The following is a 26491-nucleotide window of genomic DNA, read 5'->3' as shown; positions in this document are numbered from 1 at the left end:
ATTTTGAGTTGATTACGTGTTTCACAAGTAGAAGAGAAAAAGTTGAAGACATACATATTTTTCTACTTAAACAGATTGCTTGGGTAAAATCATTTATCGATAAAGTGCTGATAATCAGTAGTAATAATACCATAGTAGTTTAGCGAATCTAAAGGAGAGTGGAAAACATCATACATTTAGACTTTTAGGTAGGACGTATCAGTAAATATATAGATGATAATGTTGATAAGTATAAGGGTGTACAGAGACGAATATTGAATTTTGCATTTGAATAGGGTAAAAACCACGACCCTTAATAGGATGAATGCTTAATAGGAAAGACGTCCCGATTGTTGATTAGGAGCTAAATAAATAGTTAATTATATAGAATGAATGTTCAGTTTTATTTGTAAAAAGGGCTTCTATCCTACTCTATCGCCTATTTTCGTTTATTTGTGCATAAATTGGCTGTTTATCTCCTGCTGATAACATTGCAGTGATTTTTATCACAACAGATTTTGAGGTTGGCGTATTACTTACGTCTGCAACGCTATCAATGGGTACTAAAACGTTGGCTTCTGGGAAGTAAGTAGCCACATTTTTTGAAGGAATATTATAAGGTACTATGATAAAATGCTCAGCTTTACGATGAATTCCTCCAAAAGTATTGTGCAAATCAACAATTTGATAGGGTTTAAAGCCTTCAGATTCAATGTCTTTTTCGTTCATGAGAATAACCCTTCTCTCGTTAAAAATGCCTCGGTAGCGGTCATTTAAACCATAAATTGTGGTATTGAATTGGTCATGAGTACGAATCGTCATCATCAAGAATTCATCTTTTTTCATTTTCAAAGGAATGAAAGGACATACCGTAAAATTAGCTTTTTGATTTTTAGTGGTGAACTTACCATTTCTTGGGGCATTTGGTAGATAAAAACCGCCTTCCTGACGCACAAGAGCATTATAATCGTCGAAACCATCAATTGTCTTTTCAATCAGTTCACGAATAAAATCATAGTTACTAATAAGTTTTTCCCAATCAACCTTACTTTTATCTTGTAGGGTAGCTTTTGCAATTTTTGCTACGATGGCTGGCTCACTCCATACAGTATCAGCAGGTGGTGTTAATATCCCTTTGGATTGTTGGACAACTCCCATGGAATTTTCGGTACTAACAAACTGTTTTCCAGACGCTTGAATATCTTCGTCAGTTCTTCCCAAACATGGTAAAATAATAGCCTTTTTGCCATGAATAAGATGGCTACGATTTAATTTTGTAGAAATATGAACCGTTAATTGACAATTTTGAAGAGCCTTTGCCGTAAATTCTGTATCTGGAGTAGCCGATAGGAAATTGCCACCTAATGCAACGAATACTTTTCCAGAATCATTGTGCATGGCTTTGATGGCATTCACTACATCAAAACCATGTTCTCTTGGCGACTTGAAATCAAAATTTTCATCTAATTTATCCAAAAATGCGTCGTTTGGTCTTTCAAAAATACCCATTGTACGGTCGCCTTGAACGTTTGAATGACCTCTCACAGGACAAGTGCCTGCTCCTTCTTTTCCGATACTTCCTTTCAAAAGGAGAATATTTACTACTTCTTGAATGGTAATAACTGAGTTTTTGTGCTGCGTTAGCCCCATTGCCCAACAAACAATAATTCGATTATGTTGGATTAATAAATTGGTCGCCTCCTTAATTTGTGTTAAAGAAATGCCACATTCTGCCACTAAATCATCAAGTTGATAATTCTTTAAATCGCCGATAAAAAGCTCGTAATTGGCAGTATTTTCTTGAATAAATTGGTGGTCGAAAACCGTATTAGGATTGTTTTTTTCAGCCTCATACAGTAAAATTGCCATCGCTTTTAGTAAAGCAAGGTCCGAATTTATCTTAATTTGGAGGTAAATATCCGTTAAAGAAGTCCCCCCAGAAATCATATCTGATACATTTTGGGGATGCTGAAATGCCAATAACCCCGTTTCAATCAATGGATTTACAGAGATTATTTTTGCTCCAGCTTTCTTTGCTTCTTCTAAAGCAGTTAACATTCGTGGATGATTTGTTCCGGGATTTTGCCCTAAAATCATGATAACTTCTGCTTTATTAAAGTCATCAAGCGTTACAGAACCTTTGCCTAACCCCAACGTTTGACTCAATGCTGACCCGCTTGATTCGTGGCACATATTGGAACAATCGGGTAAATTATTAGTACCAAACTGACGTACAAATAACTGATATAAGAAAGCTGCTTCGTTTGAAGCTCGTCCAGAAGTATAGAAAATACCATCATTTGGCGATGGTAAAGCATTCAATTCGTCTGCAATTAGTGTGGTTGCTTCTTCCCAACTGATTTTCTCATAGTGCGTTTTACCTTCTTTTATCACCATTGGATGCGTTAATCTTCCTTGCTGACCGAGCCAATAATCAGACTTTTGAGACAATTCTGCAACAGAATATCGCTGAAAAAAAACAGGACCTAATTTTAATGTTGTAGCTTCTTCGGCGATAGATTTTGCTCCGTTTTCACAGTATTCTGCGATGGAAGAACGTTCTCCATCAGGGTCTGGCCATGCACAAGAAGGACAATCAATCCCACCTTTTTGGTTCAAAGCTAAGAGAGTTTTCACTCCTCTAAACACATTCATTGCTCCAAACACGTGTTTGAAAGAATTGGTAACGGCTTTTACTCCTGCCGCAGTTTTGGCGGGAGTAGCAATAGTCATTCCAGTGAAATCAATGGGTGTTTGTGCGTTAATTACTTCTTGCTTTTTCATCGTTAAAGGGGTGAAACTTGTATTCTTTCTATACCACTATATACATTAAAATACTCATTTTTGAGAAAACCAATGAGTGTTAATCCAAATTGTTGAGCCAATTCTACTGCTAAACTTGAAGGAGCTCCAATAGCAACTAATACAGGAACGCCTGCCATAATTGTCTTTTGGACTAACTCAAAACTTAGCCGACCACTGACTAAAATAATTTTATCAGATAAGGCTAAATTATGAGAATTTCGAGATGCACCAATCAATTTATCTAAGGCATTATGTCTGCCAACATCTTCACGAAGCAATAAAATATCTCCATTTTTATCGAATAATCCTGCTGCATGAAGTCCGCCTGTGTATTGAAAAACTCGTTGTTGTTCTTGTAAAACCTTCGATAATCTAAAAATAACTGCATGATTTATCAGGTTATTTTGAATAGGAATATTCGGGCAACCTAATTTTTCAATGGATTCAATAGAGGCTTTTCCACAAATTCCACAACTTGATGTAGCATAAAAATTTCGTTCCAGTCCTGAAAGATTGACCTCAATTTCAGATTTTAATTCAACTCGAACAATGTTTTCGCTTGATTCTTGTCGCCCTAAATCCGTACAATATTTAATAGAATGAACCTGAGATGCTTCTTGAATAATACCTTCCGAATAAAGAAAACCCAGAGCTAATTCAAAATCATGTCCAGGTGTTCGCATAGTAACGGCAATACTTTTTTGTTGTCGATTTGTAATTTTTCCGAAGCCCAATCTAATTTCTAAAGGAGCTTCAACTGCCAATAAATCATCTTTTCTGGAAACGGTATTTCCAGAAACTTGATGAATTTGTATGGGGAAAATGCTAAACAAAATCTAAACTTAGATGATTGAGTAATATTAGAAAAATCCTAAAACTTAATTGGGCTTACTCTCCATGAATGTGCCATCGGTATAAAAAATTACAATACGTTCTATTTGTTTTCCCGATGGCAATGGTTGCTGAGTTGGTACAACAGGACGCTCAATTTTACGTCTTGGGGTAACATTAACAGGCGTTTGTACAACATTTGGCTCAGGCTGATAATTTCTGTTCGATTCTCGTGACGTTTGCTCAAAAGAATTTTGACTAATAACTCGTTGATTTGCAGTGTTTTGCCTGTTGATTTGTGGTGCATTTTGTTGTGGCACATCAGAATCAAAAAGTAGCCAATCTCGGTCAATATCAGGGAAAACTTTTAAAATTCGTTGAATAATGTCCAAACTGGGCTTATTTCTACCCGAAAGTATATGAGAAATGCTACTTCTTTGTATTCCGACAGTGTCTGCAAAATAACTTGGCGATATACCTTTGTCAATTATGATTTGCTCTATTTTCTTATTTAAATCCATGTTACAATTGTTTATTGTAAAGTGTACGTTGATTACAATTGCGAATATAGGATATTAATTTACAAAAAACAATAGCAGAGTTTATGTACAAATGTATTTTATTGAACAAGGATGATTTACTTTTGTAAAATAGGTGGTTATTTACAAATGTGTAGTAAGTATAAGCGTATGCGATTATTTAGATTTGTAAATTCCATCCATTTGTAAATTAACCTTCCCATCTCGATATAATCCACCAATTGCTTTTTTGAAATCCTTTTTTGACATTTGTAAATCTTTGTAAATTACTTCAGCATCCGTCTTGTCAGTGTATGGCAAAAAGCCATTTGAGGCAATTAGGAGTGAATAAATCTGAGATTTAAGATTGTCAATTCTATCAAAACCCTGCTTAACAACACTTAAATCTATTTTACCATCTGTTCGGATTTTCTTAATAAATCCTTTTGTAAATTCACCTAATGGGACGCTTTTAAATACTTCACTTTTGTAAATAATGCCCATGTAACGTTTGTCAATTAATGCTTTGATACCTAAATCGGTATATTCATAAGGAAGTAAATCTACTTCTTGTCCTTCGTTTAAGTTTGTAACATCAGTTTCTAAGAATTTATCTAACTTGGCTGAAGCAACTATTCGTTCAGTTTGTTCATCAATATAAATGTAAACTAAGTATGAACGCCCTGAAGCCATTTTAGAATGTTGTTCTCCAAAAGGAACAAATAAGTCTTTCATTAAGCCCCAGTCGAGGAATACGCCTAATTTGCTGACGTCTTTTACTTTTAGATAAGCAAACTCTCCAACAACTGCATAAGGTTTAAGGGTAGTCGCAATAAGACGGTCTTCAGAATCCCTGTAAACGAATACGTCTAAAAATTGCCCAATCTGTGTACCTTCTGGAACATATACTCTCGGAATAAGGATTTCTTCTCCATCGTAGCCATCTAAGTAAAGTCCAAAATCTAATTCTTTAATTACTTCAAGTTTGTTAAATTGCCCCAATCGTAAAGGAGCATCATCATATACCATATTTGTAAGATTTTAATTTTATGTAAAATTGCAATAAAAATAATGACTTGTTAAGTCTTTGAGTTGTAGAGGTGGAATAAATTACACTTATTTTTATCATTTATCTGAAATCAAAGTCTTTCATACCCATATAGAAAGACGCACTAACGCCACTTTTGTTATTAGACTTCTTGTGAAAGTGTTTTAGGTCGTCTTGACAGAAAGCTATATGAATTACAATGCCCTGAAGCCACATATTTCAGCATATCTACTTACTATGAACTCTTATGCCCTGAAGCCACATATTTCAGCATATCTACTTACTATGAACTCTTATGCCCTGAAGCCACATATTTCAGCATATCTACTTACTATGAACTCTTATGCCTATTTCAGCATATCTACTTATATGAACTCTTATGCCCTGAAGCCTCATATTTCAGAATATCTATTTAATGAACTCTTATGCTCTGAAGCCATAGATAAGTTTTATGTCAAACATCTTGTCAATAATAAGTGAAAGGTGGAATATAACAATTGTAAAAGCGACTATAAGGGATAAGAACTTCTAAATAGATTGATGAACACTTCTTAATTATAGCTTAGGGCTTAATAAATGTTATTCATTAATGAAGCTGATAATAATGTAATACGTGTGTGAGGGTTTAAAGAATGCTTAGGTATTATTTAATGCACAATTTGTTATTTGTTTTGATTCTCTTTGTTACATAATCTGGCAAACAAAAAAACCGTCGTGGAGCATCTCCTTTCACGACGGTTTTTTTGTTTAGATATAACTAAGAAAATAGTTTTAAACTACTACATTATTTTCTCTTAGTGCTGCATTTAAAGACGTCTTTAAATCAGTGCTTTCTTTGCGTTTTCCGATGATTAATGCACAAGGTACATTATATTCTCCCGCAGGAAACTTTTTCGTTAAGCTACCAGGAATAACAACGCTATTCTCAGGAACAAAACCAATGTATTCGACTGGAGTTTCACCAGTAACATCAATAATCTTAGAACTACCAGTAATTGTTACGCCTGCACCTAATACAGCACGTTTACCAATTCTTGCTCCCTCTACCACGATACAACGAGAACCAATGAAAGCACCATCTTCAATGATTACTGGAGCAGCCTGTGGTGGCTCAAGAACTCCACCAATACCAACACCACCACTCAAGTGTACATCTTTTCCGATTTGAGCACAACTTCCAACTGTTGCCCAAGTGTCAACCATTGTTCCAGAATCAACATAAGCACCAATATTTACATAAGAGGGCATCATGATTACTCCTTTCGCTAAAAACGCACCATAACGAGCAACAGCTGGTGGAACTACTCGAACTCCCAAAGAAGCATAATTGGTTTTAAGTTTCATTTTATCATGATACTCAAAAATACCTACTTCTTGTACTTGCATTTGACGAATAGGGAAATACATGACAATTGCCTTCTTCACCCAGTCGTTTACAGTCCAAGTTCCGTCTTCATTTGGTTGGGCAGTACGAAGTTCACCTTTATCTACTTTTTCTACAATTGTTTCTATTGCAGTGATTGTTTCGGGTTTCGAGCGGAGGCTTGTGTCTTCCCACGCTTGTTCAATAATTGCTTTTAATTGCTCCATTAAAATATTTATCTATTTGTTCATTATAAATTGAGTTACAAAGTAAAACCATTTACGTGAGACTTTTATATTTTTTAATGAATAAGACAACCAACAAAGAGGAGGTGCAAAGTGTTTTAATCTATACTATCTATACAGATTATAAGAGCAAAAATAATATTAACGTGGAGGAGGAAATTAAGAAGATTAAATATAACTATTTACAATGATGATATACCTATACTTTACTTTAAATATATTAAACTGTTGATTTTCAGTGATTTATATTATTTGTTTTGTCTTAATATGCTCATTGCCAAAGAAAATTTGGTGTCTAATTTTAACTATTTTTTTAGATGTTATCAATGTTTGCATGACAGAATGTCATATATGCTTTTAAGCTATTTTAATAATAAACATTGAAAATAGATTTCAGAACTAACACTGTTATCCATTCCTTTAACAAAGGAGACTCTCCCTTTGTTGATGATAAGTTCTTTATGCTGATTTTACTTTTAATCTTCATCAGTTTAATCATTAAACTCTTTATTTGGAGATACTAAAACTATGCCAGTATTTTTTAAAGATATTGAATAATAATTGATTTATGACCTAAATCAATCAAGTTTTCTGTAATGAAAAATATAATAGTATCATCCTTAAAGTTTTACCCCTTAAATTTAATATGAATGATTAAAGACTAACGTGATTAAATATTTACAGAGTGAAGACGGTGGAACTAAGTTTATAAGTTTAGTTCTTTAGAATGGGGTTTAAGAGAACAGTTATTTTTTGTTATGCTTTATTCCATTCTCATGAATTCTGCAAACACTTTTTTATGAAATCAAAAGAAAGCTCCTCTCCTATACTGACGCAGAAGCAAATTCAAAGTCTTCTCACTTGCTTTTTCTTTCATTTGCCCCACTCTTTCATTAAGGAAGGTAAAAACTATTTGCTTGAAACATTTTGTATATGAACCTATACACTAATTTAGAGTATAGGGTAAATTTAACAGACGCCAGAATACTATTATTTTTAGTAATTTTCGCTATTAAATTGGTATAATACTAATTTAATTGGTTAATAATGCTACTAATTATAGTCAATCTATGTACTCATAATTATCTGTTTCTTATTATTCATGTTTGTATAATAGCGTAAAATCTCCTACTTTTGTAAAGTAATTAAATCAAGTATTTTTATTTTTCATATTATTTAGAAGATGGCAAAGGTAAAAGTTGCAATTAATGGTTTTGGAAGAATAGGACGTTTAGTCTATCGCCAAATCTATAACATGGAAGGCATTGATGTTGTAGCAATCAATGATTTAACAAGTCCAAAAGTGTTAGCACATTTGTTGAAATACGATTCAGCACAAGGACGTTTCAATGCTGAAGTAAGCTCAACTGATAGTACAATCTCTGTAAATGGAGAAGAAGTTACAATTTATGCTCAAAGAGACCCAGCATTAATTCCTTGGGGAAATCATGACGTAGATGTAGTATTAGAATGTACAGGATTCTTTGCTGATAAAGACAAAGCTTCTGCTCACATTACTGCTGGGGCGAAAAAAGTTGTTATCTCTGCTCCTGCTACTGGTGATGCAAAAACAGTTGTATTTAATGTTAACCATAATATTTTAGATGGTAGTGAAACAGTAATTAGTGGTGCTTCTTGTACAACTAACTGTTTGGCTCCAATGGCTAAGGTTTTAGAAGAACAATTCGGAATCGTTAATGGTTTAATGACAACTGTTCACGCCTATACAAATGACCAAAATACGTTAGATGCTCCACACGCTAAAGGAGATTTACGTAGAGCAAGAGCTGCTGCTGAAAACATTGTTCCAAACTCAACTGGTGCTGCAAAAGCTATTGGCTTAGTATTACCATCATTGAAAGGTAAATTGGACGGGTCAGCACAGAGAGTTCCAACAATTACAGGTTCATTAACTGAACTTACTGTAATCTTAGGTAAAAAAGTAACAGCAGAAGAAATCAATACAGCAATGAAAGCTGCTTCTAACGAAAGCTTTGGTTACACTGAAGATGAAATCGTAAGTAGTGATATTATCGGAACTTCATTTGGTTCATTGTTTGATGCAACTCAAACTAAAGTACAAAATGTAGGTGATACACAATTGGTTCGTACTGTGGCTTGGTATGACAATGAAATGTCTTACGTTTCTCAATTAGTACGTACTGTTAACTATTTCGCTCAATTGATTAACAAATAGTTAATAAGGAATATTGAAGTTGTTTTCACTTTCGCTACCAATGTAAATTGTATATTATTTAAAGATGTCTTTTTAAAAAGATACCGAAAGTTTAAACAGCTTCAACAATAAAAAAGGGATTCCATTAATTTGAAATCCCTTTTTTATTGTTGAAAATACAAGATAAATAATTTATCGAAAATCCTTTGTCTGTAAATATCTCTTCAAATCTTGTTTTGATGCCGTAATGCCTTACGTTTAAATCTGACTGATACAAATCAAAAGTATGAGTAAGGTGTTTAACACCAAAATCAGTCAAAGTATCCAGAGAATAATCAAAAAATGGTCTATTATCAGTTTTTAAATGTAAAGTCCCCTCTTCTTTTATAATCTTATTATAGATTTCTAAAAAACGTTCATTCGTCATTCTACGCTTAACTCCACTTTGCAAATGATGAGGGTCAGGAAAGGTTATCCATATTTCGGAGACTTCATTCTCCAAAAAAAAAATTTCTAAATCATGAGCTTTTGCACGTAAAAAGCCCACATTACTCAAACCTTCCTGAAGTGCTTTATTACTACCCACAGCTATTCTATCTCCTTTGATATCAATACCAATAAAGTTTTTCTCAGGAAAAAGCCTTGCTAAGCCTACAGTATATTCTCCTTTTCCACAACCTAACTCTAAAACAATAGGATTTGAGTTTTTGAAAAAATGTTCATTCCAATTTCCTTTTATGGAACTAAATAAAGGTTTTCCTTCTTGAAGAACATTATCGTTATCTTGTATTTGTTTAAATCTTATTTCCTTTTTACGACTCATATATCTTAGATTATATTTATACTAATTATTTTAGCCATTACTTTTCCTATAATGAATTATACTTTCACTAAAGTCTTTTCTTAAATTTCTTAATTATTTTAGTCTTCATTAGTACAACTTGTAATTAGCTGAAAATCAGGCACTTACAAAAACATAGCTTACCCCGAGTAAAACTACATTCAACATCCTTACACAAAAAACCATAACTATCTGATTTACAGCAAGTTATAAAGCGAATTACATTCTATGAGAATCGAACAAACAAGACAATGATTCAATTAAAATTCAAATACTCAATTCTCAGCCCTTTCATAATTGTACAATTTTAATGAAAATTATCATACGATAACGACAATATAAAATTTGGTAGTTATAACTATAAAATGTTGTCCTGCATATTCAGAATTAACAAAGGATAATTTACTTTAAAAAGCTGAGTCTCAAAGTTAAAGATTTTTTATTTCAGCCACTACAAAAGTGCTTCCTCCAACATACACAAAATCATTTATTTTTGCATTTTGCTTAACAAAATTTATCGCCTCATTTACATCTTTGATAACAGTACCTAATAATGAAAAATTATTAGCTCTCATTTTCAAGACCTCTGCATCTAATGCACGTGGGGTATTGGATTGGCAAAAAATATAATTGGCATTTTTAGGAAACAGTTTTAGAATGCCGTCAATGTCTTTATCTGAAACAAATCCTAATACAAACCATAACGTTCCGAAACTAATAGTTGCTATGTTTTCCAAAACCTCAGTAATCCCGCTAACATTGTGTGCAGTATCACAAATAACTGTTGGCTGATTAGACAATTGTTGCCATCTGCCCTTCAATCCTGTTTGGATGATAACTTTAGAAATTCCGTTCTTAATATCTTCATCTGAAATATTATATCCATTCTTATTAAGAATCTGAACAGCAGATAGCACACCCAAAATATTTTTTCGTTGATAATTTCCAATGAGTTGAGATTGAAGTATATCATTGGTGTTAGATGCCTTATTAAGAATATTCAATTCTAAAAGCCCCTTTATGATTTTGCTTTCGTTGACCATGAAGTAATCTTCTGCAAAAAAAATAGGTGAATTAACCTCTAAAGCCTTATTTCTAAAAACTAATTCTGTTTCAGTATGTTTTTCGCTGATAACCACAGGAATATTTGGCTTAATTATTCCTGCTTTTTCGGCAGCTATTTTAGATAAAGCATCTCCTAAAATATCTGTATGGTCAAAACTTATATTTGTAATAAGCGATAATTCGGGAGTAATGACATTTGTCGAATCGAGCCTACCTCCTAACCCAACCTCAATAATTGCAATATCAACTTGTTCCGCCGCAAAATATTCAAATGCCATTCCAACGGTTAATTCAAAAAAAGAAGGTTTAACTTCTTCAATAAAAGATTTATTATCTTTAACAAATTGAATTACAGATTCTTCTGCAATAGGTTCTCCATTAATTCTGATACGTTCTGTAAAAGATTTTAGGTGTGGAGAGGTGTACAAACCTGTTTTATAACCTGCTGATTGTAAAATAGAAGCAAGAAAATGTGATGAACTCCCCTTCCCATTCGTTCCTGCGATATGAATCGACTTGAACTTTTTTTGTGGATTGTCAAGATGTTCACAAAGTGCATGGGTATTGTCTAAATTAGCTTTGAAAGCCTTTTTCCCGATTCTATGAAATACGGGTAATAATTGATATAAATAATCAATAGTCTCTGGATAAGTCATGTTTTAAATTTATTCCTTAAATACTCGTAATAAATCGGGGTGCAAAGATAGTGCTTATCTTTTATTAATGGATAGCCGTCTTTTGAAAAATAATCCTTTAATTTTGTATTTGAAAAACAAATTAAATCACGATTTTTCAAAGAAATAATCTTTGAGATAAAAGCATAAAATGAAAGAATCAGAAATCAATTTTAGAATTCAATTAGATGACCAAAGTATTCCAGAACAAATTTCTTGGTCTGCTACCGAAAACCCAAATGAAGGTATAGAAGAAACGAAGTCGATATTCATCGGCGTTTGGGACCATTACCACAAAGGACTTTTAGCATTACCACTTTGGACAAAAGATATGGATGTTTTTGAAATGAAACGATTTTATATTGAAATTATTGGTAGTGTTGGCAATACTTTAATCGAAGCTACGGGAGATGAAAAAATGGCCAAGAATATTGAAGGACTTTGCCGTGTCTTGACAAAAGATTTACAAGATGAAATGAAAGCTGCTGAAAAGCAGTAATTTGTGTTAATGATTGTTAATGCCAATTTCTTATCAAGGAATTGGCATATTTTTGGTCTTTAATTAAAGAAAACTCATGAAAAAAATCATATTAACGCCACTACTCTTTCTTACATTCATCACAAGCTTTGCACAAAAAGGAACTTCTTTTTTACAGGGAGGTAATCTTAGAACTGTTTTTGATGTTGCGAAAGTCCAAAACAAGCCAGTCTTTTTAGAAGTTTATGCTCAGACATGCCATGTTTGTAATGCTTTTAAACCGACTTTTGATTTACCACAGGTAGGAAATTTTTATAACCAAAATTTTATCTCCTACAAATTAGATATTATGACACCAGAAGGTCAGGCATTTTTGAATAAACAAGGTATTTGGATACAATCAACTCCAACTTTGCTTTTTTTTGACAAGGATGTTAAGTTGATGCACATTTCAATACTTGGTGAGAATAATAACACTCCACAAGCATTAATTGATGCAGGGACAAAAGCACTAAATCCAAAACAGAGAACAAGTGCCTACAAAGCAAGTTTTTTAGCAGGTAATAGAGAAAATAATTTTCTAATTGATTTTGCCATGATATCGAGATTGTTGAAAGACACGGTTAATAATATTGCGGCAATGAATGCTTATGCAAAGAAAATTCCGAAAAGCCAATATACAAATAATACCAGTTTTTTAGTTCTTCAAAAAATTATTATGGATGATGAAAATGACATTTTCAAAAACATGATGGCAAATTTAAAGGAGTTTAATAGTAAGTATGATAAGACATTGGTTAAGCAGACCGCAGAAAATATTATTATGTACTCGTTGTACAGTGCAAGAGGTATGAAATATTCGAGTAATAAAGTTCTTAAAGTTAGAGAAAATTTAGCCAAACTTGGAGTTAATACTAAATCTATTGATGGCAGAGTTTGGAGAGAAGAATCATCTGCTTATTTCAGAGAAAATAAACCAGAAAAAGCAATCGCTATTTTAAGTACTTTAATAGATGCAAAAACAGAAAAAGCTTCTTATAAGTTTTTGAGCGATTGGGTCAGAACGAGAACTTCAGATAAAGCAGCCATAGCAAAAGCGAATTTATGGTTAGCTAAAAGCAAATAAAAAAAATGCTCAATGAATTTTCATTGAGCATTTTTTTATAAATATGGACTTGAAAATTCTAATTGTTTTAAACCATTTTTTACTTCTGGACAACTCATAAATAATTTCCATAACATTTGAGAGCGATAATTTTCAATCATAATTATTTCAGGCCCTTGGTCAATTGCTAAAAATGAATCCGCAAACCAAGGACGATTCAAATTAAACGCATCTACAAAACCATAATTTTTCCAAAGTTTATCTCCGAGTTTAAAATAGAAAAACCTTAATGCTTGCATAGATTCAATGGGTGTAAAAGGCAAAGATGAAAGTGCAGCAGTTGGAGAGATTGTCCCATTATCGTTATTTGGTTCATGAGCCGAATAACCATTGTATTCGTCGCTGGCGGTTAAACCCCAACAATTTTCAGAATATCCATTATGCCTTTTGGAATTATTTTTACAATAAAGAAAATTGATTTTACTATGTGCAATATTTTGTTCAAGATAATTGGCGTAACTATCTTGAAGTCCATTGGGGTCTAAACCCAAGAAAGAATAATGAGCAAAAAATAGAGGTCCTCCATAAGCAAATCCAACAGGCAACTTTACACCAAAATAAGTATTTCCATTTTTAATCGCTCCATTCTTTGCCCAACCATTTTCGTACACCTCTTTTGGGATTGCGAAAGTGGGTGAAGATGCCGCTAAAATGTAAGTAATTAGTGCTTCATTGTACCCAGAAATTGGCATATTCATATCCCAATTAAAATTAGGAGACCAATGCCAATACAAAGTTTTCTCATTATTTTTTCTAAACCACGACCATTCTACATTATTCCAAATTGTATTTATCTTAGATTTCAGTTCTAACTCTTTTGGAGTATTATTTGAAAAATATTGTCTTGCGGTCAGTAATCCTTGCAATAAATAAGACGTTTCAACAAGGTCTGCACCATTATCTTTTTGACTAAATGCAATGGTGGCTCCTGTACTTCCATTCAACCAATGTGGAAAAGCACCATGATATTTTTGCGTTTTATCTTTTAGAAAATCTACTATTTTATCAATTCGTGCAAGCCCTTCTTCTCTCGAAATAAATTTTCTTTCTATCCCTACCAATATTGCCATAACGCCAAAACCACTACCCCCAGAAGTGACTGTTTCTCCCGAAGAATTCCTTTCTCTTGACAATCCAGAAACAGGATGCCCAAAATCCCAAAAATATTTAAAGGTCTGTTTCTGCACTAAATCTAATAATTGCTCATCTGAAATCTTTACAAATTTATCAGTTGAATCCATCGCTGTAATAAAAGTTACTCGTTCATCTTTACTCAAAAAACTACCATTTTGAGATTTCAATTCCTTATAAATTTCAACTGTATATTTTGAAAGACTTTTAAGTGGTGTTTTAGGTTTGAGAATTACGGCACTATCATTCTGAGCATATTCAACATCAACAGAAATAATATCAGAGGTTTGACTATCGGCTAAAATGATATTTTTAGGTACAAAATCTCTATTTAATTTGCTATTAAATATTAATTGAATATTCGGTCGATAATTAATTTCATAAAATGGCTGCAAAGAATGGTTATCCACAGCACTATTTATCAACTCTAAACTTGGCGGAACAACCTGCTTATTATCTCCTGATTTGCAAGACATTACGATAAAACAGAAAGCAAAATATTTGAAAAATTTCATATTAAAAACAATTAAAAAAGGTTGTCAATCAAAATTAACAACCTTTTAGCTTAAAAATATTAAAAAACAAATCTATCTACCAGCATCTTCAAGCTGATACAATGAATTTATATCTCCCGCAGAGAGAGCCTTGCTATAAACACGTACTTCATCCATCAAACCAGTCATTGGAACTTGCCATGAATCAGCAGTTGCACCTGGTAAATTTGTTCCCCATGCTCCAAGTACAACTTTAGAAGGAGTAGCTGCAATTAAGTTTCCAGTTGTTCCACGTTGTTCCCATTCTGGATTACTGATTTTCTTTCCATTAGCATAAACTTGAAAAATTGAACTTGCTCCATCATAAGTAATTACAACGTGCGACCATTTGCCTGCACCTTTAAATGCTAAGTCGCCACCTTTCGATGGTTCGTTACGAGAATCTTGCCAAGAGTCACCAGTTGGTAATTTAGAAACAAAAAGTCCTTTTACCAACATGGTATCTTTATCAGCTTTGAACCAACCAGTCTCTGCCATTAAGTTAATACTCCCCGCCCATTCATTAGGTCTTGTTAAGGTAAAAAATGAAGATGGATTAGAGCCATTATTTTTTACATTCACCCAAGCAGACACCGTAAAGCTCTTTAAAGTATTCAATGCAGCAATTTCATTATACTGTAAAAAACCAGCAGCGAAACTCACAGCTTGACCTTTTTTACCAGAAGTGAAAGTTGCATTTTTCGAAGTTGCAGCCGCTGCTCCTGTTTTAGTTTCCTTATCAGTTCCTTCAAAACCCCAGTGAGCTAATAAGTTAGACGCTCCAACTTCCTCAGCACTATTATAACCTCCAATTGGAGGAAGAGAAACTACTTCATCTTTTTTACAAGAAGTGAACACGGTAGCACCTAATAAAACTGTTGCAACAAAATAGATTTTAATTTTTTGGATTTTCATGTTTTAGTAATTTTTAATAGTTTAAAATGTTTTAATAAAAATTTGGATAGTTTAATTTGTTGAAAAATGAATTCAAAAAAGATAATTAATAACCAGAGTTTTGGTCGAGCGAACCGCCACTTAATGCAATTTGTAAACTTGGTACAGGAAGTAATTCGTGTTTGCCAGCGATGAACTTTTTCCCTGTTGCTTGTAAAACTTGGGCAGCTCTACCTGTACGAACTAAATCCCAAAAACGGTCATGTTCCAATGCTAACTCAACTCTTCTTTCTTTCCAGATAGCATTTCTTAAATCAGTCATGGAACTTGCGGTTGTATTGGTTAGTCCTGCCCGAGTACGAATTTTATTTAATTGAGTTTGAGCAACGCCCGTTTGTCCGAGTTCATTGGCGGCTTCTGCATTCATGAGTAACACCTCCGCATATCTTAACAAATGAAGGTTTTTCTGTTTTTGGTCACGGTTGCCCAAAAAAGTTTCAATCGTTTTGTTTTCACTATGGTAGGCTTTATAGTTGTAATATAAATTTTGTACAGAATCTGAACTTGGAATTCTGAAACCATCAAAAAGGGTTGTGCCACGATATTTTCCACTATTGTCGATTGAGATAATTGTTGAAGATTTTCTAATATCTCCTTTCTCATAAGCATCAACCAAATTTTGGGTAGGCGTACAAAAACCAAATCCTAAGTCTGTCCATCCACCTTTCCCTCCTACTCGTGGTCCTTGCCATGTACAATAGTTTTGAATGCCCAAATCTGAATTATTGAATTGACCAGTTTGTACTTCAAAAATTGATTCGATATTATTATCGCCAACTTGTCGCCAAAGTGTTGTATAATCTGTGGCTAAATTGTATTGCCCAGAATTGATAACCTCTTGAGTCAAACTCAAAACTTTCTGCCAGTTTTTTTGATATAAATAAACCTTAGCCAATAAGGTTTGAGCAGAACCTTTTGAAACGTGTCCGACAAGTGATTTTGTGCGAATCGGTAAATTGTCAACCGCATATTGCAAATCGTCAGTAATTACTTTGTAGATAGTATCAACAGAAGCACGTGTTTGAAAAGCAGGGTCGGTATTGGCATCTTTTGAATCTTTTGGCACACGCAATACTTTTGGTACTTTCCCAAAGATTCTTACCAAATTGAAATAGTAATATCCTCTGATAAATTTAACTTCTCCGATTAATTGCTTTTTCACGTCTTGCGTAATTGATGCAGATTCAAGAGCGGCAATGGCTTGATTTGAACGTGAGATTCCATTATAATATCCATTCCAAAGTGCAGCGACAAAACCGTTTGTTGGAGTTACGTTAAAATTATCAATATCTCCAATTCCAGGTTGGTCGCTTGCGGTGCTACCTTTTTCGGCATCATCTGAAATAATGTTGGTAGCTGAAATAAAACTTATTCCGTGAATATCTCCTTCACTGCCAAAAGCTTCTCCTGCCAAAAGACTATTGTAAACTCCATTCACCAAGTTTTGCGAAACATTGGGGTCGGTAGCCGTAGTACCTTGACCTTGTACGGGTACATCAAGAAAACTCTCTTTACAAGAAATATTTCCTAAAAAAGTGAGTACCGAAAAACCTATAATTAATATTTTTCTATTCATTGTTCGAAAATTTAAAACTGAATTTGACATTTCTGACAAATTAAAAACCAACACTCAGACCAGCAGCAATTGTTTTATTAGTTGGATACGCATTTAATTCTATCCCTGATTTAGTTGGGTCGCCCGCTAATTCAGGTGTAAATCCGCTAAAATCTTTATAGGTAAAAATATTTTGAGCCGTTACAAAAACTCTAACATTGCTCAACTTGGCTTTTTTAACCAAACTTGATGGCAAATTGTAACCTAAAGTCACATTATTGAGTCGGATGAAATTCCCCGACTCAATAAAGTAAGTAGAAGCAGGTAAGTTTCCTCCATTAGCGGCTGGCTCAGTTTGAGATTTATTTGCCGATGTCCAGCGAGTATAAGCCATTTGAGATTCAACATTATCTAAAACTCCCTGACGAAAAGCCTTTTTACCATTATAAACTTGGTTACCCGCATTTCCGAAAGCATCGAGATTTAAGTCGAAACCCTTAAATGACAGAGAAGCATTTAGACCAAAATAGGCAACAGGCTGATATGAACCTGCAAAAACACGGTCTTGGTCATCAATTTTGCCATCATTATTGGTGTCTTGATATTTAAAATCTCCCGGGGCAGCATTAGGTTGAATGGTTGAGCCTTGAGTATTTTTATAATTTTCTACTTCAGAATCATTTTGGAAAACCCCTAAAACTTTCAAAACATAAAAACTACCGACTGGCTGACCGTTATCCGTTTTTGTTGTGTAAGTCTGATTTGCACCAATTCCACCATCTAAAATTGGTTGACCGCCATTTAAACCAATCACTGAATTTTTATTAAAAGTTACGTTACCTCCTACTTTATACGTAAGGTCAGATGTAATGTTGCCTCTCCAATTCAGACTAAACTCCCAACCAATATTACTGATTGATGCTGCATTGGTTAAGACCACACCGTCGGCATCACCTGCCACAGAAGGAACTTTTACATTAATGAGTAAATCATTTGCTTTCTTATTATAATAATTAATTTCTCCTTGCAAACGACCGCCTACCATACCAAATTCTAAACCAAAATCTAACTCAGAAGTAGTTTCCCATTTTAGATTCGGGTCTTTTATCTGAGTAATAGCACTACCAGGCGTAGCAATACCTCCGCCATACGGGTATGCTAAGTTTGGAGTAATAGTCACCGTAAAAGCATCAGAAGGAATTCTATCATTTCCAACAATTCCCCAACTGGCACGCAATTTCAAATTTTTGAAGACACTTTGTTCTTGCATAAAGTTCTCATTACTCACTACCCAACCTGCTCCGAGTGAAGGGAAATATCCCCAACGATTTTGAATTGGAAATCTTGAACTACCATCTCTTCTTACCGTTGCAGTGAATAAATACTTATCGTCATAATTATAATTCACTCTTCCGATATAAGAATTACGAGTCCATTTATCTCCACTTCCATCATTGGTAGAGGTATTGGCATTACCTGTACTTATATACCATAAATCTTGATTGGCAGGAACATCTTTTCTGAAAGCTGAAAACCAAGTTTGGCTATATTTTTCTGCCGTTGTACCAATTAAAGCCGTAAAAGTATGCTTATCAATTTGGTGATTAAACGTAATGGTATTATCCCAAACCCAACGAAAAGTTTCTGTATTTCTCATCGTTAGATTACTATTCGGATTACGTTGATTTCCTCCTGAAGTAATAAAAGTTGTTAAATCATTATTGAATTGCTGATTATAAACTCTGTTATTAGCATTCAGCCAATCACCGCCTAAACTCGAACGAAACTTCAAGGACTTAATCGGCTGATATTCAGCATAAAAATTTCCTTGTAAGCGATTATCTTTCAATAGATTATCATTATTTTCAATATCTAAAACAGGGTTTCCAACATTTTGATAAACGGAAGTATTTCCATATTTACCGTCAATTTTAGAAGGTATAATTGGAGCAGCCCGATAAGCATTATTATAAGCAGTACCCAAATTTACATCTTGATTATAACCGTTAGAAAACGAAACATTGGTGCCAACTTTAAATTTTTCTGAAAGATTAAATTCATTATTTGACCTTACCGTAATACGGTCATATTTACTATTAATGACAATTCCTTCATCGGTTAAATAACCAACACTTAAAAAATAAATAGACTTATCAGTTCCGCCCGATAAGGATAAATTATGGTTTTGCATCCAAGCCGTTCTCAATATTTGTCCGTACCAATCAGTAGAAACCGCCCCCGCAGGAATACTACCTCCACTTGCTGTACTTGCATAGTTGGCATATTCAGCGGCATTTGCCATTTTAACTAAATTAGACGCTTCTCTAAAACCCACATTGGCATTATAAGAAATTTTCATTTTCCCATTTTCTCCACGTTTGGTCGTTAGGATAATAACGCCATTTGCTCCTCTTGCCCCATAAATAGCCGTAGCTGAAGCATCTTTCAAAATATCCATACTTACAATATCGGCAGTATTAATATTTGAAATATCATCCGTCAAAACTCCATCAACCACAAATAATGCTGATGTTCCCGCTAAGGCAGTACCAGTTCCCCTAATTTTTACCACAGGTGATGAACCCGGTTTTCCACTACTAATGATTTGAACACCCGCCACTTTTCCTTGAATTGCCTGAGTAGCAGTTAATACTGATTGTTTAGTTAGTTCTTCTCCTTTAACACTTGCCGTTGCTCCTGTTACATCAACCTTACGCTGTGTTCCATAACCCACAACCACTACTTGGTCAAGCTCTTGGATTTTCTCAATGAGCGTAACATTAATATTACTTCTTCCATTGAGTACAATTTCGGTATTTTCGTATCCTATAAATGAAAATATCAAAGTAGCGTTTTGCGAAGCGTGTATTGAGAATTTTCCATTCGCATCAGTAGCAATTCCAGAAGACGACCCTTTTATCCGAACAGAAACACTTGGAAGTGGTTCACCTTTAAGATTTGTTACTACACCCGAAACCTCAGCTTGCTTTTGCTGAAAAGTGAAATAGTTTTTCGATGCCATAATCTCAGAAAATGGCATCGAAAATAAAATAAGAAAAGAGGTAATTAGGAAAGGTTTAGAGGTTTGATGTCGTAAATGGTATTTATAATGTTTTTTCATATTCAATTTAGTTTTTGTTTAAAAAATAGCAAAAGGCAATTATTTTAGAATCAGTTTAGCCTCCACAGTGGAGTTTCCTTGTTTAATGAGAGCTTTATAAATACCGTTTTTTGCCTTAAATCCAACTTGGTGAATTCCGTTTGAAAAGGATTTTGAAGCGACAATTATATTTTTTTCTGATAATTCATTTAAAATTGAAATTTCAATAGGTTCATTTCCCTTTACTGCAAAGTCAAGAATATAAGTTGATTTATCTGGATGCACCATTAATTCTACTCCTTGATAAATTTGCTTGGGTAAATACATATAAAAACCTGTTGGGTAATTCGGTTTTTTGATGCCCATTAATGAAAGTCCTTTCTGTAATTCTTCCATTGACTCACCCAATTTCCAAAGTAAGCCAGAACGATAATTTTCCATCATCACTACAATAGGTCCTTGGTCAATGGCTAAATATTGATTTGAATACCAATTCTTCTGATTATTGTAAGCATCATAAAACCCATATTTATTAAATAATTGATTACCTTTCTTTAGATATAAATATCGCATTGCTTGAAAGGCTGCAAAAGGTGTGTATGGAAATGACGATAATGCTGCCGTCGGGCTTATTGTCCCATTATCATTCGTTGGCGAATGGGCATCGTAAAAGTTATAATCGTCACTTGCGGTAAGTCCCCAGTTTTCCGCAGAATAATCAAACTCCTTTTTACCGTCCTTTACGCAATGTTCATAGTTAATTAAAGTATGAGCCAAATTCTGTTTCCAATAATTAGCATCTTCATCTTCCATTAATCGTGAGTCAAGACTCAAATATGAATAATGGGCAAAAAACAGAGGACCTCCTTTAGCAAATCCTAATGGAAGGTTATAGCCGAGATAGTCGTTGCCATTTTTATAAAAATCACTTTTCTTCCAAGTGTTTTGATACACATTTGGTTTTATTGAATGCGTTGGAGACGACAATGCTAAAACATAGGTTATCAAACATTCATTATAACCTCTAATTGGCATATTCATTTTCCAATCATAATTGGGCGACCAATGCCAATACAAATAATTATCCCCACGAGAAGCATACCAATCCCACTCAACGGTTTCCCACAATTCGGTTATTTGCTTTCTTAGTAATTTCTCTTGCTGATTTTCTTTATCAAAATATTTTCTGGCAACCAACAAGCCATTCATTAAATAAGCGGTTTCTACTAAATCACCACCGTTATCATACATACCAAAAGGAACTACTTTTCCTGTTCTACCATCTAACCAATGCGACCAAGCTCCATGAAAACGGTCTGCTTTTTTTAAAAAAGAAGCAATTTTAATTAAATGATTTACAGCTTCTTCTCTTTTAATCCATTGTCTATTTGATGCCACCACAATACTCATTACGCCAAAGCCTGTTCCGCCCGTAGTAACAATATTTGGCGTGGCAGTTCTTTCAGCCGCCATTCCTGAAATTGGATGGGCAAAATCCCAGAAATAACCAAAAGTTGCTTTTTGCACAGTCTCAATATATTCTCTCGGTTCGTTAGTCGTCTGGACTTGGCGTTCATTTTGTGCTTGAATTCTGGTTGAAGAACTTACTACACATAGCATCATTGATGCAATTATTTTTTTCATGATAAGTTTATGGATAAACAGATTAGTATTGAAATGAATCAAAAAACAAATTCATCTTCAGTTATGAATTATATTTTTTAATTAAAAATTACAATTTATAGGACAAATTTAGCGTAATTTGAAAAGGCAATCCTAATTTTTGACTACATCAATACTACATCAAACCTACGTTTTTACGCTAAAATCAAAGATTTTACCTACGTCACCCATAATTTTTAATAAAAAATGGTTTTTTATGAAAAGAAAAGTACGAATCTCCTTAACAATACTTTTGTGTAATATATACGCTATAATTTATGTCAAATCATTTGGGCAAAACATTCAAGATTTGTGTAATTCTGATATTGTCCATTATACCAAACAAGATTATAATGGTTATTATCAAAATTGGGATTTGGTACAAAGTCCATCTTCAAAATTTATATATGCCGCAAATTCAAAAGGACTATTAGAATATGATGGTAGCTCTTGGAAACTGTATCAGTATGCTCAAAATCAAAAAATACGTTCTGTGGCGGTTGATAAATCTGGAGATATTTATACAGGCTCGTTGGGAGAGTTTGGCGTTTGGAAAAAGAATCATTTAGGAGAACTTACTTATCAATCTTTAAAGCAAAAAATTAATGACCCTTATTTTGTGAATGAAGAAATATGGAATATTGTACCAACCTCGAAGGGAATCATATTTCAATCTTTTGCTTATATTTTTCTTTATCAAAATGACAAAATCAAAAAACTGAAAGCCCCCGGAAATATCTTATTTGTTTATGAAGTAAGAAATCGGCTATTTATTGAAGTATTAGAAAAAGGGCTTTATGAGATAAAAGGAGAAAATTTTGAAAAAATTGAAGGAAGTGATTTTTTAGGAAAAGAGTCTATACATACTATACTGCCAATTCATCAAAATGGACTTTTAATTGGCACGAGTAAGGGATTATTTATTTTTGAAAACAATCAATTTAAGGAATTTAATAGAACGACAAACCAAATATTCTTGCAAGAACAACTTAATAATGGATTACAACTCACAGAAGATACCTATGTGTTTGGAACAATATTAAATGGCATCATTATCACAAATGCAGAAGGGGAAATTTTACAACATTTTAATCAAAAAAACGGACTGCAAAACAATACGGTTTTATCATTAGCGAAAGATGTGGAAGGGAATCTTTGGGTAGGGATGGACAAAGGGATTGACTTGATTCTACTAAACTCAAATTTAAAGTACTTCACCGATTACGATGGCAAATTAGGAACGGTTTATGACATTGCTCTTTTTCAGAAACGATTGTACGTCGGTACAAATCATGGGGTATTTGTGAATGATTTAAAACCGAATTCAAAATTTCAAATTATTCCAAAAACGCAAGGGCAGGTCTGGACTTTAGAAGTGATTGATAATCAACTTTTATGCGGGCATAATAGCGGAACTTTTAGCATAGAAAATCATTCAGCCACCTTAATTTCAACAGTTACAGGCGGCTGGGTTATAAAAAAACTAATAAAACACCCTGATTTATTGATTGAAGGAACATATACGCATTTGTGTATTTATAAAAAGAACAAACTCGGTAAATGGCAATTTGACCATATTGTAAATGGTTTCTCAGCCCCAATTAGGCAGTTAGAAGAAGATTCAGAAGGTAATATTTGGGTAAATAAAACGTCAAATTCTGTATCAAAATTGACGCTATCACCTGATTCCAAACGTGTCAGTAAACTTGTGGAATTTAATCAAACTTCAATCATAGAGAATTATAAAAACCTCATCAAAATTAAGGATAAAATCATCTTGACAGGCGAAACTAATTTATTAGAATATGATTCAAAAAGCGGACAATTTAAAACCTCTAATATTTTACAAGCTATTCAAAATCAAAATATTAATAAAATATTTCCAATTAACCAGAATCTTATATTTTCAATAGAAAAAAATGGAACATTGCATTTCATCAATGAAAAAAATGAGGTGAATAATATTTCATTTAAGCGAGATTTATGGGTAGATGATTATGAAAACATGAGAGCGATTGACCCACAAAATATTTTGCTCTGTACCGAAAATGGATTCGCTATATTGCCACAAAATCATCATTCAATACTTGGAAAACAAATTCCTATAAAGACGATTATTCGGGGTATTTCAGTATTAGATTACCCCGAAAAAAGTAAAATTATTAATACCAACGAGTTTAAGGAAGATTTTAAACTTGAATCTTATCAAAATAGTATAATCTTGAGTTTCGCTACACCTCAATATTCTCGGCAAATTCAATATAGTTATTGGTTAGAAAACTCAACAAAGGGTTGGTCGCCTTGGCAAAATATTTCTCAAAAGGAGTTCAATAATTTATCTGCTGGCAAATATATATTTCATTTAAAATCATCTCTGAATGATTCTGAAACTACCTTTTCATTTGAAATCAAACAACCATGGTATTGGAATTGGTGGAGTAAATTGTTCTACTTTTTTCTGTTAGTTGGTATCGCAAGTTTTTCTTTATGGATGCACAATCGTAAAATACTTATAGAGCAAGAAAACCTAAAAAGAAGACACGAAAAGAAATTGAAGCGACAAATTGAACAAAGCGAAAAAACGATTATTCAAATAAGAAATGAGCAACTTGAAAAAGATATTATTAGAAAATCGGAAGAATTAGCCAATTCAACTATGTCATTAATTAAGAAAAATGAACTTTTAGTCGAAATAAAGAAGGAAACCGATAGTTTACCCCACGAAATTGGGAATCGTTCTTTACGGGAACATCGTATCTACAAGAAAATTCTACATTTGGTAGAAAGTAATATTTCCACAGAACAAGATTGGCAAATTTTTGAGGCAAATTTCAACGAAGTTCATCAAGAATTTTTAGAAAAATTATTGGAAAAATTTCCAAACTTAACGCCAAGTGATTTAAAATTAGCTGCTTATTTACGCATGAATTTGTCAACTAAAGAAATTGCTCAACTTTTCAACATCACCAATCGAAGTGTTGAATTGAAAAGGTATCGTTTACGGAAAAAATTAAATTTAGATACAGAAGTAAACCTCGGAGAATTTATGATGAAATTTAGAATTATGACTTAGAACTTCAAAATAAAAGCCTGTCAAATCTGATAGGCTTTTATTTCTTTTTGATATATTCAAATTTTGTTCTCAAAATATGGGCGGCATCTTCATCTCCCAATTCTACGGCTCTTGTAAAATCATAAATGGCATTTTCAACTTGTCCTACACAATATCGAGCCATTCCCCGCCAACGTAAAGCAACTGCATTTTCGGAACGATAATACCAATCAGCTTTATCAAATTCTAAAAATGCCTTATCAAACTCTTCTAATTTATATAAAGTTTTTCCCTTCCAGACGTACAACTCTCCAATCGTATTATCGAAAGAAATTGACTGTTCAAAATCAAACAAGGCAGAGTAATAATTTTCAAGATGAAATTGACATTTGCCTCTTAAAAAATACGCTTTTGAAGATTTAGGAAAATATTTCAATTTCTCGGAAAAGAATAATTGAGCTTCAAAATATTTCTTTCCTTCTAATAAAATTTCCCCTTCTCCCAATTTTTCACGGTCACGAAAAGAAAAAAACTTTTTCTCTAACCAATTAAAAAACATCATGGTTAGCACAAAAGGCATGAAAAAAAGTAACAGTAACCATTCCATGATTTTAAAAATTATAGATTAAGAAATCAAGAAACTCTGGAAATTAAAAACCAAATTCGGCTTTAACTTTTTTCGTTAAACCCTCCACAACAATTTGGTATGAATGATTTGTTAGTTCGCTCAATTGTTTGGTTGGTGCAATGTCTCCATTAACAGTATTCCAATGTTTTTTATTCAAATGATAACCTCCACCAATATAATCAAACTTTTCTCTGAGTTCAAGAGCAAAATTGGGTTCACATTTTAAACTAACGCTAAAAACTTCAGTATCGAGGCTGGTTAAGGCAAATATTTTCCCAGCCACTTTATAAACTAAAGTATCTGGACCAAAAGGTAGTTCTTCAGTAACTCCTTTTTTAGCTAAACAAAACTCTCTGAATTCTTCTATATTCACTGTAAAACGGACAGCCTTGTCCGAAGTTCCGAAGTTAAATTTTAAAAATACGGACAGCCTTGTCCGAAGTTAATTTTTTAAAATACGGACAAGGCTGTCCGAACTACATGTATTATCTAAAAATTGCTCTATAAATCATGACGCACAAACACATTAAAAACATCAAAATTGATATTTTATTAATGGTGTGCATAGTTTTGATGTTAAAATTTGTTGGCTTTGATGGGTCTTGTTTCCCAAAAATTCTAAAGAAATAGCTAAAAGCTTCTCCTAATTTGAATTGTTCTTTTAATTTAGACATATATATGGAACTCG

19 protein-coding genes are annotated in these 26491 nt (G+C 33.4%); 4 read left to right on the top strand and 15 right to left on the bottom strand.

The genetic code is table 11. The features are described from left to right. Positions 1-411 precede the first annotated feature (411 nt). From LV89_RS09525 to LV89_RS09505, 5 genes are all read right to left on the bottom strand, one after another. Complete coding sequence (locus LV89_RS09525) at positions 412-2763, bottom strand: FdhF/YdeP family oxidoreductase (RefSeq protein WP_109742658.1); 2352 nt, start codon at positions 2761-2763, stop codon at positions 412-414. Between the two features lie 2 nt (positions 2764-2765). Next, a complete protein-coding gene (gene fdhD, locus LV89_RS09520) occupies positions 2766-3617 on the bottom strand; it encodes a formate dehydrogenase accessory sulfurtransferase FdhD (RefSeq protein ID WP_109742657.1) in 852 nt (283 codons plus the stop codon). Positions 3618-3662: 45 nt separating this feature from the next. After that, positions 3663-4136, bottom strand: coding sequence for a helix-turn-helix domain-containing protein (locus LV89_RS09515; protein ID WP_109742656.1), 474 nt, complete (start codon positions 4134-4136; stop codon positions 3663-3665). A 174-nt stretch (positions 4137-4310) separates the two neighbouring features. Then, positions 4311-5162: a CvfB family protein gene (locus LV89_RS09510; RefSeq protein WP_109742655.1), complete on the bottom strand. Its 852-nt coding sequence runs from the start codon at positions 5160-5162 to the stop codon at positions 4311-4313. A 790-nt stretch (positions 5163-5952) separates the two neighbouring features. After that, positions 5953-6771 (bottom strand): 2,3,4,5-tetrahydropyridine-2,6-dicarboxylate N-succinyltransferase, encoded by an 819-nt coding sequence (locus tag LV89_RS09505; RefSeq protein WP_109742654.1) that lies wholly within the window; start codon positions 6769-6771, stop codon positions 5953-5955. A 1201-nt stretch (positions 6772-7972) separates the two neighbouring features. Between LV89_RS09505 and gap the strand changes: the two genes are divergently transcribed. Next, positions 7973-8986: a type I glyceraldehyde-3-phosphate dehydrogenase gene (gap, locus tag LV89_RS09500; RefSeq protein ID WP_109742653.1), complete on the top strand. Its 1014-nt coding sequence runs from the start codon at positions 7973-7975 to the stop codon at positions 8984-8986. Positions 8987-9110: 124 nt separating this feature from the next. Here gap and trmB read toward each other — a convergent pair whose 3' ends face one another. Together trmB and LV89_RS09490 are read right to left on the bottom strand one after the other, a co-directional pair. Continuing rightward, on the bottom strand, positions 9111-9788 hold the full coding sequence (gene trmB, locus LV89_RS09495; protein WP_109742652.1) for a tRNA (guanosine(46)-N7)-methyltransferase TrmB: 678 nt from the start codon (positions 9786-9788) through the stop codon (positions 9111-9113). Between the two features lie 446 nt (positions 9789-10234). Further along, positions 10235-11527 carry a bifunctional folylpolyglutamate synthase/dihydrofolate synthase gene (locus LV89_RS09490; protein ID WP_109742651.1) on the bottom strand — a complete coding sequence of 431 codons (1293 nt, stop codon included), beginning with the start codon at positions 11525-11527 and terminating at the stop codon, positions 10235-10237. A gap of 169 nt (positions 11528-11696) precedes the next feature. Between LV89_RS09490 and gldC the strand changes: the two genes are divergently transcribed. Together gldC and LV89_RS09480 are read left to right on the top strand one after the other, a co-directional pair. Beyond that, on the top strand, positions 11697-12044 hold the full coding sequence (gldC, locus tag LV89_RS09485; RefSeq protein ID WP_109742650.1) for a gliding motility protein GldC: 348 nt from the start codon (positions 11697-11699) through the stop codon (positions 12042-12044). A 76-nt stretch (positions 12045-12120) separates the two neighbouring features. Then, positions 12121-13149 (top strand): thioredoxin fold domain-containing protein, encoded by a 1029-nt coding sequence (locus LV89_RS09480; RefSeq protein WP_109742649.1) that lies wholly within the window; start codon positions 12121-12123, stop codon positions 13147-13149. Positions 13150-13184: 35 nt separating this feature from the next. Here LV89_RS09480 and LV89_RS09475 read toward each other — a convergent pair whose 3' ends face one another. From LV89_RS09475 to LV89_RS09455, 5 genes are all read right to left on the bottom strand, one after another. Continuing rightward, entirely contained in the window at positions 13185-14834 is a 1650-nt protein-coding gene (locus tag LV89_RS09475; RefSeq protein ID WP_109742648.1) for a glucoamylase family protein, read from the bottom strand. A 72-nt stretch (positions 14835-14906) separates the two neighbouring features. After that, positions 14907-15767 (bottom strand): LamG domain-containing protein, encoded by an 861-nt coding sequence (locus LV89_RS09470; protein WP_109742647.1) that lies wholly within the window; start codon positions 15765-15767, stop codon positions 14907-14909. 85 nt (positions 15768-15852) lie between these two features. After that, a complete protein-coding gene (locus LV89_RS09465; RefSeq protein ID WP_109742782.1) occupies positions 15853-17382 on the bottom strand; it encodes a RagB/SusD family nutrient uptake outer membrane protein in 1530 nt (509 codons plus the stop codon). 40 nt (positions 17383-17422) lie between these two features. Beyond that, positions 17423-20482 (bottom strand): SusC/RagA family TonB-linked outer membrane protein, encoded by a 3060-nt coding sequence (locus LV89_RS09460; protein WP_109742646.1) that lies wholly within the window; start codon positions 20480-20482, stop codon positions 17423-17425. Between the two features lie 39 nt (positions 20483-20521). Further along, positions 20522-22105 carry a glucoamylase family protein gene (locus tag LV89_RS09455; protein ID WP_109742645.1) on the bottom strand — a complete coding sequence of 528 codons (1584 nt, stop codon included), beginning with the start codon at positions 22103-22105 and terminating at the stop codon, positions 20522-20524. Between the two features lie 235 nt (positions 22106-22340). Between LV89_RS09455 and LV89_RS09450 the strand changes: the two genes are divergently transcribed. Beyond that, positions 22341-25196, top strand: coding sequence for a two-component regulator propeller domain-containing protein (locus LV89_RS09450; RefSeq protein ID WP_109742644.1), 2856 nt, complete (start codon positions 22341-22343; stop codon positions 25194-25196). A gap of 37 nt (positions 25197-25233) precedes the next feature. On the opposite strand, the gene LV89_RS09445 is transcribed toward LV89_RS09450, so the two are convergent. The 3 genes from LV89_RS09445 to LV89_RS09435 all read right to left on the bottom strand — a co-directional run bounded on the left by LV89_RS09445 (position 25234) and on the right by LV89_RS09435 (position 26477). After that, positions 25234-25782, bottom strand: coding sequence for a tetratricopeptide repeat protein (locus tag LV89_RS09445; RefSeq protein ID WP_109742643.1), 549 nt, complete (start codon positions 25780-25782; stop codon positions 25234-25236). A gap of 43 nt (positions 25783-25825) precedes the next feature. Continuing rightward, entirely contained in the window at positions 25826-26176 is a 351-nt protein-coding gene (locus tag LV89_RS09440) for an MmcQ/YjbR family DNA-binding protein (protein ID WP_109742642.1), read from the bottom strand. A 112-nt stretch (positions 26177-26288) separates the two neighbouring features. Continuing rightward, positions 26289-26477 carry a DUF6728 family protein gene (locus LV89_RS09435; protein WP_211321183.1) on the bottom strand — a complete coding sequence of 63 codons (189 nt, stop codon included), beginning with the start codon at positions 26475-26477 and terminating at the stop codon, positions 26289-26291. Positions 26478-26491: the final 14 nt, after the last annotated feature.

It is taken from the genome of Arcicella aurantiaca, assembly GCF_003148625.1.
Lineage (GTDB): Bacteria > Bacteroidota > Bacteroidia > Cytophagales > Spirosomataceae > Arcicella > Arcicella aurantiaca.
The sequence above is the reverse complement of the archived record's forward strand: the minus strand, read 5'-3'. Positions and strand labels throughout refer to the sequence as shown.

Excerpts from the sequence above, each read along its gene's own strand:
- trmB (WP_109742652.1), bottom strand. The coding sequence starts at position 9,788 with ATGAGTCGTAAAAAGGAAATAAGATTTAAACAAATACAAGATAACGAT.
- LV89_RS09490 (WP_109742651.1), bottom strand. The coding sequence starts at position 11,527 with ATGACTTATCCAGAGACTATTGATTATTTATATCAATTATTACCCGTA.
- LV89_RS09435 (WP_211321183.1), bottom strand. The coding sequence starts at position 26,477 with ATGTCTAAATTAAAAGAACAATTCAAATTAGGAGAAGCTTTTAGCTAT.
- LV89_RS09480 (WP_109742649.1), top strand. The coding sequence starts at position 12,121 with ATGAAAAAAATCATATTAACGCCACTACTCTTTCTTACATTCATCACA.
- LV89_RS09475 (WP_109742648.1), bottom strand. The coding sequence starts at position 14,834 with ATGAAATTTTTCAAATATTTTGCTTTCTGTTTTATCGTAATGTCTTGC.
- gap (WP_109742653.1), top strand. The coding sequence starts at position 7,973 with ATGGCAAAGGTAAAAGTTGCAATTAATGGTTTTGGAAGAATAGGACGT.
- LV89_RS09510 (WP_109742655.1), bottom strand. The coding sequence starts at position 5,162 with ATGGTATATGATGATGCTCCTTTACGATTGGGGCAATTTAACAAACTT.
- LV89_RS09460 (WP_109742646.1), bottom strand. The coding sequence starts at position 20,482 with ATGAAAAAACATTATAAATACCATTTACGACATCAAACCTCTAAACCT.
- LV89_RS09470 (WP_109742647.1), bottom strand. The coding sequence starts at position 15,767 with ATGAAAATCCAAAAAATTAAAATCTATTTTGTTGCAACAGTTTTATTA.
- LV89_RS09445 (WP_109742643.1), bottom strand. The coding sequence starts at position 25,782 with ATGGAATGGTTACTGTTACTTTTTTTCATGCCTTTTGTGCTAACCATG.
- LV89_RS09465 (WP_109742782.1), bottom strand. The coding sequence starts at position 17,382 with ATGAATAGAAAAATATTAATTATAGGTTTTTCGGTACTCACTTTTTTA.
- LV89_RS09455 (WP_109742645.1), bottom strand. The coding sequence starts at position 22,105 with ATGAAAAAAATAATTGCATCAATGATGCTATGTGTAGTAAGTTCTTCA.
- LV89_RS09505 (WP_109742654.1), bottom strand. The coding sequence starts at position 6,771 with ATGGAGCAATTAAAAGCAATTATTGAACAAGCGTGGGAAGACACAAGC.
- LV89_RS09525 (WP_109742658.1), bottom strand. The coding sequence starts at position 2,763 with ATGAAAAAGCAAGAAGTAATTAACGCACAAACACCCATTGATTTCACT.
- LV89_RS09450 (WP_109742644.1), top strand. The coding sequence starts at position 22,341 with ATGAAAAGAAAAGTACGAATCTCCTTAACAATACTTTTGTGTAATATA.
- gldC (WP_109742650.1), top strand. The coding sequence starts at position 11,697 with ATGAAAGAATCAGAAATCAATTTTAGAATTCAATTAGATGACCAAAGT.
- LV89_RS09515 (WP_109742656.1), bottom strand. The coding sequence starts at position 4,136 with ATGGATTTAAATAAGAAAATAGAGCAAATCATAATTGACAAAGGTATA.